Origin of the sequence: Sphingomonas oligophenolica (assembly GCF_039522915.1) — a bacterium.
GTDB classification, from domain to species: domain Bacteria; phylum Pseudomonadota; class Alphaproteobacteria; order Sphingomonadales; family Sphingomonadaceae; genus Sphingomonas; species Sphingomonas oligophenolica.
On record NZ_BAAAEH010000005.1, the window covers coordinates 257,776 to 269,819 of the forward strand.

At 63.1% G+C, this 12,044-nt stretch carries 12 protein-coding genes; 4 read left to right on the forward strand and 8 right to left on the reverse strand.

All coding sequences use genetic code 11. The features are described 5' to 3' along the window. Window positions 1-2 precede the first annotated feature (2 nt). A complete protein-coding gene (locus tag ABD050_RS03715; RefSeq protein WP_343887802.1) occupies window positions 3-743 on the forward strand; it encodes a hypothetical protein in 741 nt (246 codons plus the stop codon). A gap of 16 nt (window positions 744-759) precedes the next feature. Continuing rightward, window positions 760-2,103: an SPOR domain-containing protein gene (locus ABD050_RS03720; protein WP_343887804.1), complete on the forward strand. Its 1,344-nt coding sequence runs from the start codon at window positions 760-762 to the stop codon at window positions 2,101-2,103. Window positions 2,104-2,193: 90 nt separating this feature from the next. Here the strand turns inward: ABD050_RS03720 and ABD050_RS03725 are convergent, their stop codons facing one another. The 3 genes from ABD050_RS03725 to ABD050_RS03735 all read right to left on the reverse strand — a co-directional run bounded on the left by ABD050_RS03725 (window position 2,194) and on the right by ABD050_RS03735 (window position 5,274). After that, entirely contained in the window at window positions 2,194-3,423 is a 1,230-nt protein-coding gene (locus ABD050_RS03725) for a dihydroorotase (RefSeq protein WP_343887806.1), read from the reverse strand. Beyond that, window positions 3,420-4,310 (reverse strand): aspartate carbamoyltransferase catalytic subunit, encoded by an 891-nt coding sequence (locus tag ABD050_RS03730; protein ID WP_343888075.1) that lies wholly within the window; start codon window positions 4,308-4,310, stop codon window positions 3,420-3,422. Before ABD050_RS03730 ends, ABD050_RS03725 begins: the two co-directional genes overlap by 4 nt. Before the next feature lie 343 nt (window positions 4,311-4,653). After that, window positions 4,654-5,274, reverse strand: coding sequence for a hypothetical protein (locus ABD050_RS03735; RefSeq protein WP_343887808.1), 621 nt, complete (start codon window positions 5,272-5,274; stop codon window positions 4,654-4,656). Between the two features lie 699 nt (window positions 5,275-5,973). On the opposite strand from ABD050_RS03735, the gene ABD050_RS03740 reads away from it, so the two are divergent. Continuing rightward, window positions 5,974-6,600, forward strand: a complete 627-nt coding sequence (locus ABD050_RS03740; protein WP_343887810.1) for a hypothetical protein — start codon at window positions 5,974-5,976, stop codon at window positions 6,598-6,600. A 632-nt stretch (window positions 6,601-7,232) separates the two neighbouring features. Beyond that, a complete protein-coding gene (locus ABD050_RS03745) occupies window positions 7,233-7,730 on the forward strand; it encodes a hypothetical protein (RefSeq protein WP_343887812.1) in 498 nt (165 codons plus the stop codon). A gap of 565 nt (window positions 7,731-8,295) precedes the next feature. Here the strand turns inward: ABD050_RS03745 and ABD050_RS03750 are convergent. The 5 genes from ABD050_RS03750 to ABD050_RS03770 all read right to left on the reverse strand — a co-directional run bounded on the left by ABD050_RS03750 (window position 8,296) and on the right by ABD050_RS03770 (window position 12,036). Continuing rightward, complete coding sequence (locus ABD050_RS03750; protein WP_343887814.1) at window positions 8,296-9,312, reverse strand: IS110 family RNA-guided transposase; 1,017 nt, start codon at window positions 9,310-9,312, stop codon at window positions 8,296-8,298. Window positions 9,313-9,524: 212 nt separating this feature from the next. Continuing rightward, entirely contained in the window at window positions 9,525-10,328 is an 804-nt protein-coding gene (locus tag ABD050_RS03755; protein WP_343887816.1) for a hypothetical protein, read from the reverse strand. 202 nt (window positions 10,329-10,530) lie between these two features. Beyond that, window positions 10,531-10,782, reverse strand: a complete 252-nt coding sequence (locus tag ABD050_RS03760; RefSeq protein ID WP_343887819.1) for a MarR family winged helix-turn-helix transcriptional regulator — start codon at window positions 10,780-10,782, stop codon at window positions 10,531-10,533. A gap of 25 nt (window positions 10,783-10,807) precedes the next feature. Next, window positions 10,808-11,482, reverse strand: a complete 675-nt coding sequence (locus ABD050_RS03765; RefSeq protein WP_343887820.1) for a carboxymuconolactone decarboxylase family protein — start codon at window positions 11,480-11,482, stop codon at window positions 10,808-10,810. Further along, window positions 11,476-12,036: a nuclear transport factor 2 family protein gene (locus tag ABD050_RS03770; RefSeq protein WP_343887821.1), complete on the reverse strand. Its 561-nt coding sequence runs from the start codon at window positions 12,034-12,036 to the stop codon at window positions 11,476-11,478. The genes ABD050_RS03765 and ABD050_RS03770 overlap by 7 nt, the downstream gene beginning before the upstream one ends. Between the last annotated feature and the right edge of the window lie 8 nt (window positions 12,037-12,044).

Here is a 12,044-nt window from a genome sequence, read left to right on the forward strand (position 1 = left end):
CGATGACGATGTTCGGACAAAAACCGCTCGCATCGCTCTCGTCGACGCTGCTCGCCCGCAAGGGTACAGCCCGGCCCGCAATGCGGCCGCAGGGTTTCGGCGGTTTCGGCACGATGCCCGGGCAGCATGACGATCTCGGCTGGAACGACATGGGCGGCCCCGATTTGCGGCCGCCTGACGATTTCCAGCCGGAACAGGCTTATGCGCAGCCGGAGCCGGTCTATGCGCCGCCGGCGCAGCCCGCCCTGGTGCCGCCGGTGCTACGCCAGCGCGAGGCGCTGCAGGAAGAGTTCTCGGCGCCCATGGCGTATGAGGACGAGGCTGAGGCTGAGGAGGAGTCAGAGGGTACGTCCTCCGGCTACGCCTCTCTCGAGCGGCCGATCCCCTTGCGCACCTTCCCCGAGAACGCTTTCCCGGAACAGGCGCCCGACGACGAGCCGCATTATGCGCCGGAACAGCGTCATGTGCCCGAACCCTATCGTGCACCGGAGCCGGAACTGCAGCCAAGGCCGATTTCGGTCGCTACTGCCCGGCGGATCGCCCGTGAGACCCATGCCAAGCCGGGCAAGGCAGCCTTCACCCTCCGGCTCGATCAGGGGCGCCATCTGCGCCTTCGTCTCGCCAGCGCGCTGCACAATGTCTCGGCGCAGGTTCTGGTGACCGAGGCGCTCGACCAATTTCTGCAATCACTGCCCGAGGTTCAGGAGCTGGCCAGCCAGCTTCCCTCGCGGGCCGAACGTTGATCACAGGGGACTTGCGATGAAGACCGGGGCCGCTTTCACTCTTGGGCTTTCAGTACTCGCGCTGGGCGGCACGCTAGCCGCCGTTGCGACTCAGGCCGGCGGCATGGCTTTCGCCAGCGCCCGCAGCGAATCGCAGGCCGAGAAGGAGGCTGCGTCCGAAGCCGCCAAGGCACAGAAGGCGCTCGCAAGCGGTCAGGTTGCCCAGGCAGTCCTCCATGCCGAAGCAGCAGTCGGGCTTCGCCCGCAGGTCGCCGCGTTCCGGGTGCTGCTCGGCACGAGCTATCTGAAAGCCGGGCGCTTCGATTCGGCCCGCCAGACCTATGCCGACGCGGTCGCGCTCGAACCGGGCAACGGCAAGGCAGCGCTCAACCTCGCGCTCACCCAGATCGCGACCGGCGACTGGTCAAGCGCACGCAAGACCCTGGACGCGCATACCGACTCGATCGCACCAAGCGATCGCGGCCTGGCGATGGCGCTGGCGGGCGATCCCAACGGGGCGATCGAAATATTGGATGCAGCGGTGCGCAGCCCCGGCGCCGATGCCAAGACGCGCCAGAACCTTGCGCTGAGCCTCGCGCTCGCCGGTCGCTGGCAGGAAGCCAAGACCATGGTCGCGGTCGATCTCGCGCCGGCCGATGTCGATCAGCGGATCACGCAATGGGCGTCTTTCTCGCGCCCCAAATCGGCCTATGATCAGGTCGCGACCCTGCTCGGCGTGACGCCGGTGCAGGATTCCGGCCAGCCGCTCGCGCTCGCGCTCAACGGCGCCGGGCCCGCAATGGCGAAAGCGGTCGAGCCGATCGAGACGCCGGCCGCGCCCGCCACGGAGAACGCAGCTGCCGTCGCACAGGATGCGCCGGCCCCCGCCGCCGAAGCGAGTGTCGCGGTCGCGGCAGCATCGGCGCCCGCCGTGGCCGCGCCGACCTCCGCACCCGCCTTTTCGAGCGTCGTGTTCGGGCCGCGCCAGGAAGTCGTGCAGCGGCTGCCGGCCGTCGCCAGCGCTGCCGCGCCGGTTCACATGGCACGCCAGCCAGTGTCGCCGCGTGTCGCGGTCAAGACCGCCAAGGGCAGCTTCTTCGTCCAGCTCGGTGCTTTCCAGAACGCCGCCGTGGCGCGGGACGCCTGGGGCAGGGCGACCCGCCGCGAGGCCAGTTTCTCCGCTCACACCCCGTCGGGCATGAACTTCTCGACGAGCGCGGGCAATTTCTACCGGCTGTCGGTGGGCGGCTTCGCCCGTAGCGACGCAGTGGCGCTGTGCGAAAGCTATCGGGCCAAGGGCGGCACCTGCTTCGTCCGCCCGGCCGCGGGCGACCAGACCGCGTCCTGGCTGCATTCCGGTGGGCAACTCGCCTCGCGCTGAGGCGCGCCAGCGCAACACCACTATCTTACTCCTCTCCTTTGGGGAGAGGAAATCGGACGGACTGAATGTCGATCGGTCCCAGAAAATTCTTCAGGCCAGTTCAGCGCCGCCTTTGAACAGGCGCGCCACCTTGCCCTGAACCGGCAATTTGTCGAACGGGGTGTTGCCCGCCTTGGCGGCCATGCGATCGGTATCGATCTGCCACGGCGCGTCCCTGTCGAGCAGCATGAAATCGGCCGGGGCGCCAACCTTCAGCGCGCCGGTCTCGAGGCCCAGTATCCGGGCCGGATTCGTGGCGAGCAGCGCGAAGAGCCGATCGATCGCGACCGTCTCGTCGCGCACCAGCCCCAGCGCCAGCGCCAACAGGGTTTCTGCCCCAGCCATGCCCGGTGCCGAATCGGCGAAGGGCAGGCGCTTCTCCTCGGGGCCGCGCGGATCATGGCCCGAGCACAGTATATCGATGGTGCCGTCGGCGACCGCGGCGCGCGCGGCCTGACGGTCGCTTTCGGCGCGCAGCGGCGGGGAGAGATGCGCGAAGGTGCGGAAGTCGCTCATCGCGATATCCGACAGGAAGAGATGCGCCGGCGTGATGCCGCAGGTGACCGGCAGCCCGCGGCTTTTCGCGCGCCGGATCAGATCGAAGCCGGCGGCTGTCGTCACCTGGCGGAAATGGATCCGCGCGCCGGTCTCCTCGGCGAGCAGGAGATCGCGGGCGATGGCCAGCGCCTCGGCGATGGCGGGCGCTGAGGGCAGGCCGAGCCGGGTCGCGGTCTCGCCGGCGGTCGCGACCGCATTGCCGGTGAGGCCGGAATCCTCAGCATGGACGATCACCGTGAGGTCGCAATCATGCGCATAAGCGAGCACGCGGCGCATCACCCCTGAATCGGCGATCCAGCGCCGTCCGGTCGCGACGGCACGGGCGCCGGCGTCACGCGCGATCGCGATCTCGGCGAGATCGACACCGGCGAGGCCACGGGTGGCGGCGGCGATCGGGTGGACCCAGATGGCCGGCTTGCCCATGTCGGCGGCGCGCTGGATGATGCCGGGATCGTCGAGCACCGGGGACTGATCGGGCATCAGACCGACCCGGACGATGCCGCCCGCGCGGCAGGCCGCCTTGTCCACCGCGAACACGCCGAGATCGATGATCGCCGGCGCCAGCAGACCGCCGCCGCGGACGAGCTGGGCGCAATCGACGATGTCGGCATCGCCCGGGATGGCGTTGGGCGCGACCGCGGCGATCGTGTCGCCGTCGATGACCAGCGTCGTGCCCTGCGTGTCCGCGGAGACGAGGCGGGTGTTGATGAAGGCGCGCTTCATGCCCAGCCCTCCACGCCGCGCGCCCGCCTGGTCAGCACATCCAGACAGGCCATGCGCACCGCGACGCCCATCTCGACCTGCTCGGTGATCGCCGAGCGCGAGGCATGATCGGCGACGTTGGAATCGATCTCTACCCCGCGGTTCATCGGGCCGGGGTGCATGACCAGCGCATCGGGCTTTGCGCGGGCGAGGCGATCGAGGGTGAGGCCGTAGCGCATATGATATTCACGGGTTGAGGGCACGAAGCCGCCCGACATGCGCTCGGTCTGCAGGCGCAGCATCATCACGACATCGGCGCCGTCCAGCGCTGTATCGAAATCGGTGAAGGGGGTGACCCCCATCCGCTCGATCGCGGCGGGCATCAGCGTGGAGGGCGCGCAGACCCGGACCTCTGCGGCGAGCGCGGTGAGGGCGAGGATGTTCGAGCGCGCGACCCGGCTGTGGAGCAGATCGCCGCAGATCACGACGCGCTGGCCCGCGACCGACCCGCGCCGGCGCCGGATGGTGAGCGCATCGAGCAGTGCTTGCGTCGGATGTTCGTGGCTGCCGTCGCCGGCGTTGAGCACCGGGCAATCGACCTTGTCGGCGATCAGACGCACCGCGCCCGAGCTCATATGGCGGATGACGATCACATCGGCGCGCATCGCGTTGAGCGTCATCGCGGTGTCGATCAGCGTCTCGCCCTTCTTCACGCTCGATTGGGCTGCGTGCATGTTGACGACATCGGCGCCCAGCCTTTTCCCGGCGATCTCGAACGAGAGCAAGGTACGGGTCGAGTTTTCGAAAAAGGCGTTGATCTGGGTGAGGCCCTCGAGGCGCTTGTCGCTCTTCGCGCGGCTGCGGTTCGCCTCGATCCATTGTTCCGCTTCATCGAGCAGGAACATGATCTCGTGGGGCTGCAATCCGTCGATGCCGGTCAGGTGCCGGTGCGGGAAAACGGCGCCGCCTTTGATGAGGGCGGCGGGGCGATGATCTGAGGCTGACATTAAAGGGATCGGGTAGCGGGGGAGGGGGCGCTGTGCAAGCGCCGCGGGGGCGAGAAATGGTTATCGGGTGAATGAGGAAGGAGGGTTCGCGCAGAGGCGCTGAGGCGCGGAGAGGGTGTTGTCCTGTGCTCCGCGCCTCTGCGCCTCTGCGCGAACCATGCGCCTGTCCGAATGGCCGCGGCATCGCCTGATCTCGTTCACCCGATTGCCCTGATGTGGTGGGTGCCAGTCATCTGGTGCAGGATCAGCGGATCTGGCGGATGGCGATCACCTTGAGATAGGTCATCCGGTCGGCGGCGGGGACCTGCATGCTGACCTGCGACCAGCGGCCCGGCAGCAGCCGGCACAGGGTGGGATCGACCTGCGGGCCGATCGGGCCGATCTGCACTTTCATCGGCTGGGTCGTCTCATAGGTGACGACCCGGTCGACGACCGGCTTCCACGCATAGAGCACGGCGAGATAGTCGCGCACGTCGCGCGAATCCTCGATGGCGTCGAAGGTGCCGAAGCCGCCGGGCTTGGTCTCGGGCTGGCCGGGCGCGAGCGCCATCTGGAAGCGGGTGCCGACCGGCAGGATGCTGTCCTGCGGGGTGAACCAGTCGGGCCAGGGCGGGGTGGTCTGTTCGAGCTTCTGATAGGCGGTGGTCGCGTCAGCGTCGCTTGCGTAGCGCCAGCGTTGTTCCTTCCACCAGACGCTGCCCGGGATCGAGGTGACCGATTGGGGGTCGATGCAGGGTTTGGGCGGGGCTGCGGCGGCGGTGTGAACATCGCCGGCGGAGGCGCATCCGCCGAGCAGGCCGGTGAGCGCCAGGGCCAGGGCGAGCAGGGCGTGACGATTGGTGGTGTTGGTTGTCGGTTGCGTCATTGGCTGTCCCCCCGGTCATTCCAGGCTTGCCGGGTTATCGGAATCCGGGCGACGCTGCGACCGGAACTTGATCCGGACTCGCTGTTTTGGGCGTGCGGTGGATCGCGGGATTGGCCGATGTCGCGGCGTCAGGGCGATCGCGGTTTTCGCTGTTCCGAGACCAATAACAGCGAAAGAACAGCGTAAATTATTTTTTCTGCGGCATTTCGGGGCTTTTCGGGTAGTTTTTCGTGAACTTTTTGGCGTATTTACAACGGCTTGTGACAGTTTACGCTGTTATTCAATAACAGCGTAAAATTTCGCATGGAACAGCGAAAGCCGCACGCGTAACAGCGAAAACGGTGCCCGTAACAGCGAACGATCGTTCGATAGCAGGGACGGGAGAAGCGCCGAGGTTTCGACCGTCATGTGAAAGAGCAGGCCGGAGTTTTGAGGACTCCGTCCGGTTTACACAGTGCTACATTTCCGGTTGCGGTTGAATCGATCGACACGGTCCGGGGCTTGGCATTTCGTCCGTTTGGGCTTGGCTGCACGCTCATGAACGGGAACGACCGCAGCAACCCATCCGTGGACTTTCCGTCATGTTTTTATGCGATCCTAAGACCAGTCTTTATCCGACGGCCGCTCCGGCAAGAAAGCGCCCAAACGTCGCCGCTCCGAGCGCCGATTGATCATCCCGGAATCGGCCGTACCATCACATTGGCCCAACGCGCCGTCGGGGCGACTTATATGGGACTTAGTGGACAACCGGGCGCCAAGGTCGATACATTCCGGCCAAGAGGAAGGGATGTGTCAACGCAAAATCTGAAACTGCTCGCGGGGCTGCTAGGTCTTGCTGTCGTCGCACTCGCGGCTTTCTGTGTTCTCCAAACGCGCTCGCTGGGTGAGGTACGGCAAGAGAATGCATCCCTGGTGGCACAGCTAGCCGAGAGCAAGGATAAGGCGCTCATCACTGCCAAACGGGAATGCGCCGAACGAGCTGCCTCCGTTTTTCATTCGATGGGCTATTCCGACAAGGGAGACGGCGGGAAGCTCGGCCTCGATACACAGACATACACCAACCATTACAGCCCGCGCCTCAAGCGCTGCCTCATGGAGCTCATGATCAACGGCTATCAGAGCGGAGGCACGGAGACGGTCCAGCGGTTTGTCATCGATGCGGATGAGCGTGCCGACTTCGGCGACTACTCGTGGGTTTCGAGTCAGACGAAAAAGTATTGGGAGCAGAAGCCCGTAATCTGCAAGATGATACCGCCTGGGAAGGATGAGATGTATTGCAAATCAACGGACGAATGGGACGCGTACGTTAAGTCGTTGATGAGTTGAGTTGGGGTTCCGGTGACATATGCAATGACCTCGTTTTTTACATGATCACGGTTCCGGTGACATGTGCAATAACCCCGTTTTTTACATGACCACGGCGTCCTGAATTAAAGGCGTTATTGCACGTGTCACTGTAATTAGGATCGCGAGCTTTTCCTCGTCGCTCCAGCGCCGTCGGCGCTCGATCCGAACAAGCACTCCGCCATCGGTCCGATCACTCATACGAGGCTCGTTTGACCGCTCACCACCCATCACTCGCCGCCTTTCGTGAAGGTCCGCGAGCTGTCCTAATCTGCCGCCGTCAACAAGACCGGGTTCCGTCGGCGCTTACCTCTTAAAAGCTGATAACCTTATTGAATATGACAATTACACCCGCACAAAATGGATTTATCAAGGGCCTAGGAATCACCCTCCTCAGCGCCGTTGTCGCTTACGTTTCCGATCCATCTCATCTCACGTTCCTTAGCGGAAGCGTGGCACTCATCGTCGCCGCAATCGCGTCGTCTCTCGAGTCCGATATCAAGGATCAGACCGGACGCGGCCTCTTGGGAGCCGTAAAAGTTCAGTAGCACTACTTTCTCAGTTTCGTGCGACGTGGTAAAATCCCCGCTAAATAACTTAGAGGGGATTTTGCCGTGAACCACTTTTTCGCCGTGTCTGCATTGATTTTGGCCGTTCCAACGGTGGCCTTGGCACAAGGCCCGGCTTATATTGGTTCCGTCTCCGCCCTGGTGAGCGGCCGGCAAATCCCTCTCGAAAGCCAGGAAGCGCAGATGAAAGGGCACTTCGGCCTATCGTCCATGCTCGGACGCTTTTTGGAAGTTAAATATAACGGCTCGCGTTCTCCCGTGCGGATCCGGGGCGGGGATCACGTTGTGCTCATAGCGCGGATCGCCAGCGAGGATGTTGACCCGGATACGCTGTTTTCTATGCGGAAGCTGGACGCCAAGAAGGACGCCCGGATCGACCTCGGCAAAAGCTCTATGAGAATTTCAATCTCGGTACAGCCGTATGGCCGCAATCTCGTAAAGATTGTACCGAGCGCACCGCTTGCCCCTGGTGAATATGTGGTGGCGAGCACGCCGTCGTTCCAAAGCCCGACGACCCGCGCCCATCTTTTCGGCGTCGATTGATCTAAATAGGCGCAACCCCGACATTGTATGCGGGGTTGTTCGGCCGGTTAAGGGCGTGGAGTATGAATGTTGTAAAAACGGATGGATCGTTACTTTGGGGATGGTCCGACCGAAAGAAGCGCCTGCTCTGAGGATATCACCCTCATGCGTTCGTCACTCACGCTATGCACAGGTATAATCTGAGTAGGCTCTGGCCGAAAGGAGGTGATCGACATAAACTAAAACCGCCCCTTATGAGGGCGGTCTTTTTAGTTAGGCGAACATTGCTGCTTAAAATCGCAATACTGTACGTTCCACCCAGACGGTCGGTAGCGAAGGGATTTAAGTGGACTGTTGTCTAATTGATTTGGTCATATCGTTGATCTCTATTCGCTGCATCTGACCTTGGTCTATGGTTGTCTTCGCGGTCATGGGCCGATCCATTGGGATCGCTATCGTCCATGCCGCATGATCGCGGTCAGGCGGGCAGTGATGGACGTCCCAATGTCACCGACGTGCTGGTTGAGCTACAACAGTACAACGCGGGATCGTCCGGTTTTGGCCTTCGGTCATGGTACTGCGGGGATCAGGCCCAGCAGAACTCCTTTTCCGAACGCCAAAGCGTGTGGAGCAGGATGGCGAGTTTGCGCGCAACGGCGACGCGAGCACGTTTTGCACCCCGCGTCTCGGCGAGGCGCCGGCCCCATGTCTGAAGGGCGCAAGGACGCTTGACTCGCGCCAGCAGGTTATTCGCCGCCTCATAGAGCGCCGATCGCAACATCGGATCGCCCGCCTTGGTAATGCGGCCCCGGTGATCTCGCTCGCCCGACTGGGTGCGCCTGGGGGTGAGTCCGGCAAAGGCGCCGGCGTCGCGACCGCACGCGAACCGCCCGGGGTCCTCGATGCTGCTCTTGAAGATGAGCGCGGTGAGCGGTCCAACGCCTGGTACCGTCATCAGCCGCGCCGCGACCGGATCGGCCTCGGCCGTCGCCGCGAGCAACCGGGTCGCTCGCCGGATCTGCCCCTCGATCGCCTCGAGGCTTTCGATCAGTGGCCGCATGACCGGCGCGATCTCGGGCTTCTGTGCGAACAGCGCCCGCAAGCGCTCCGCCCGCTTATTCGGTGTCGTCACCTTGCCCAGCCGAAGCCCGAACAGCTTCAGGAGGCCGCGCAACTGGTTTGCCATCGCCCGGTGCGCCATGACCAGCTGCTCGCGGATCTTGAGCTGCGCGCGGTCGAGATGCGTCGCCTCACCCTTGATCCGCACCGCCTTGTACCAGCCGGTGCGGGCGAGCTGCGCCAGCCCTTCGGCATCGTGCGGATCACTCTTGTTGATGCGCGCCGACAAAACACCCTTGGCGTGCCGCGCGCAGATGCACAGCACCGGCACTTCGCGCTCGATCAGGCCATGGTAGAGAAAGGTCGACAAGGGCCCTGTCTCCAGAACCACCCGCGACAACCCGCGCGCCTCCCGGCGCAGCGTCTTCGCAACGACTTCGGGATCGCTCGCGCATACGCCGCGCCACACTATCGCGCCCGTACCATCGACCACGCAGATATGCGTCGTCTTGTCACTCACATCCAATCCGGCATAAATCGTCATCGGTCATCCTCCTGCCTTGGAGCACCTGCCAAGCGACTCCGTCTTACGCAGGAGGATGGCTACCTCAATTACGCCATGTCACCGAATTCCTTGTCACCGAATTCCTGCTAACAAGCTGGGCGGAAGACCGCCGCATAACAGAGGCGATTAAATACACCGTCACCGGGACTCCTCCAATTAGGTGTAACAACACTTATCGCCGCAATACTCGGTCATTCTGGAGGATCAATCACGTTACGATAATACTCGAATCTGGCGTTCGCGTCGGCCTCAGCTTGGGCACGGTCGGCCGCTGTTCCATTTTCCAATCGCTCGTGCTGCCGCCAGGCGCTTTCATCGCAGACTATGAAAGGCTCGCCGCATTCGATCGCCGATACGGGAAGCCGTTCGCCGCCCTTGCCGCCTAGGAAAGGCGGCTTGATGGCAGCAAAGCGATTATTTGCGCTGAGCCACGCGATCAGTGGAATGAATGCTACTATTAGGACGAGCGGTGCGGCCTTTCGCCAATCGCTGAGTTTTCGGAGGGAAGTGAGGAAACGGCGGTGTAGAAGCCCTTTCTCGGCATTATCGAGCCCCCGGATAAGAAAGTAGGCTGCAGTTATAAGCGAGATTCCCCTTTGGAAGGGCGAGCCGAATGAGCTAAATCCGAGGACGGTCAACGTCCCAATAGCGCCTGCAATCTCAATGGCTCCGTACGTGGCGGGACTAATTTTTCGAAGAGCAAACAGACAGATCGCGATCAGGCCCGCGAGCAGCGCTGCCCATGGCGACGCGAAAATGGCTGGCAGGTAGAACTCGACGAAGGTTAGCCCGGAGGTTCCGAGAAGCATCAGGACACCAAAGCCGAACGTGAGACCACCGACCTTGAGCAGATCTCCGCCAATTCTGCGCGCAAGCTCAAGACCGCTCCCAAGAAAACGCAGCAGCGCGCCAATTGAAGTAAGAACGACCGCACCCGCGAAAAGCCAGAGCACTTGCGATCCTGGCATCAAAGGGGGGAGATAGAAGGATGACATTTTAGGACGATGCCATCAAACAAAGCGTCAGAAAAGCCAAGATTGACCACTGTTACAAGCCGGCGCGGGGATTTCTATATTGGCAAAAGACAAGTGATAGAACCGGCGTGGGTGTCCGGTTGCCCCAGCGGTCCACTCATCTGCTTCCCCCCAAGCACAAGCCCGTCCAACGGGTACCATCAGGCCGCCCGCATCAGCCCGCTCAGCCGGCAGCCAGGTGCGCGGTCAGCCGGTCCATCATCTCGATCATCTCCGCCTGCTCCGCTTCACTAAGCACCGCCAGGTTCTCCTGCTGCTGCCGATACAGCCCAAGCCCGACCTGCTCGAAACGCGCCGCGCCTTCGTCGGTCAAATGCACGATGTGCGCGCGGCGGTCGGTGGGGTGGCGGCAGCGCTCGACCCGGCCCTCGCGGTCGAGCGCGTCGAGAAACAGCACCAGCGACGATTTCTCCATGCCGGTCCCCCCGGCCAGATGCGTATCAGCGCGCCTTCAACCCCTCGTTTGACCGTTCCAGTTTGAGGCGCAGCGTGTTCTGGAAATAGGCAACGTTCGTGAAGTGGCCGATCAGCACCAGCAGTTCGAAACGCTGATGATCGTTCAGGCGCTCGCCGAGCTTGTCCCAGGTTTCATCGGTCACCATCGCGTTCCCGCGCAATTCCTCGCAGGCGCTGACGATGGCTCTGTCATCCGCGTCCCATCCGGACGCAGACGATCCAATGATGATGCGATCGATATCGTCTTCCGAGAAGCCGATCTTCCTGCCGTGTTTGACATGCTCGCCCCATTCATAGGGTGCCTGCAGCAGCCAGGCGGTGCGCAGTATCGCCAGCTGGCGGGCGCGCGCGGGCAGCACGGCGGTGGCGTTTTGCAAGGGGAGCGACAGGTCGATGATCGCACCCCATAATTCCGGATAGCGGCAGAGCGTGAACATGATCTCGGGGATCATATCGAGCGGGATCGGCGCGGCGTCGCCGACCACCTCCTCGCGCAGCTTCGCGGTTATCGCCTGAACCTCTGCCGCCACCGATGCCCGGTCGACGGGCGCGAGGCGCGGCGGCTTGCCGAGGATTTCGGCTTCCCGCGCTGCAATCCGTTCCGCCTGAGCCGGGGCGTGGCCGGCGCTGCTGCGGTCGCCCAGCGAGGCCTTCACCATCTTTCGACTGCAGCGTCGAGATCGAGCGGACGCTGGTAGGACACGTCGCTTGAATCGCGCGCGCCCTTGATGAAGCCGCCTTGCCTGAATTGCGGGAGCGAAAGGATGCTGGCGTCTCCAGCGATCAGCAGATCGACCGTGCACCTTCGCACGGCAATCGCCCATTTTCCCGCGCGCTTCTCCATCCGGTCGATGTAGCGGCCGTTGATGAAACGAACCGACTTGCCGTCCGGGTTGAGAAGCCCGACCAGCACATAGCTTTCGACATGCGCGGTATCGCCATCGATCTCGCAATATTGCGTGGTGATATTGTGGAGGCAAAGTTGCGATCCGCCGGCGTGAATGCGGTTCGCCCAGTCCGGATAGTCAGCGGCCGTGTTGATCGCGCCGGAACCGTGCTCGTCGATGCCGTCGTCATGATAGGCGGCGCGCATCAGATCGACATCGAAGCGGTCATGGCCGCGCGCATGGGAATGCACGACGTCTTCGATGGCACGGCGATCGATCAGCCTATCCACGTCGCGCCGCAACTGCTGCAGACCGGCCTCATCCATCGCAGCGT

Excerpts from the sequence above, each read along its gene's own strand:
- ABD050_RS03765 (WP_343887820.1), bottom strand. The coding sequence starts at position 11,482 with ATGGTGAAGGCCTCGCTGGGCGACCGCAGCAGCGCCGGCCACGCCCCG.
- ABD050_RS03725 (WP_343887806.1), bottom strand. The coding sequence starts at position 3,423 with ATGAAGCGCGCCTTCATCAACACCCGCCTCGTCTCCGCGGACACGCAG.
- ABD050_RS03760 (WP_343887819.1), bottom strand. The coding sequence starts at position 10,782 with ATGGAGAAATCGTCGCTGGTGCTGTTTCTCGACGCGCTCGACCGCGAG.
- ABD050_RS03770 (WP_343887821.1), bottom strand. The coding sequence starts at position 12,036 with ATGGATGAGGCCGGTCTGCAGCAGTTGCGGCGCGACGTGGATAGGCTG.
- ABD050_RS03750 (WP_343887814.1), bottom strand. The coding sequence starts at position 9,312 with ATGACGATTTATGCCGGATTGGATGTGAGTGACAAGACGACGCATATC.
- ABD050_RS03715 (WP_343887802.1), top strand. The coding sequence starts at position 3 with ATGACGATGTTCGGACAAAAACCGCTCGCATCGCTCTCGTCGACGCTG.
- ABD050_RS03720 (WP_343887804.1), top strand. The coding sequence starts at position 760 with ATGAAGACCGGGGCCGCTTTCACTCTTGGGCTTTCAGTACTCGCGCTG.
- ABD050_RS03755 (WP_343887816.1), bottom strand. The coding sequence starts at position 10,328 with ATGTCATCCTTCTATCTCCCCCCTTTGATGCCAGGATCGCAAGTGCTC.
- ABD050_RS03735 (WP_343887808.1), bottom strand. The coding sequence starts at position 5,274 with ATGACGCAACCGACAACCAACACCACCAATCGTCACGCCCTGCTCGCC.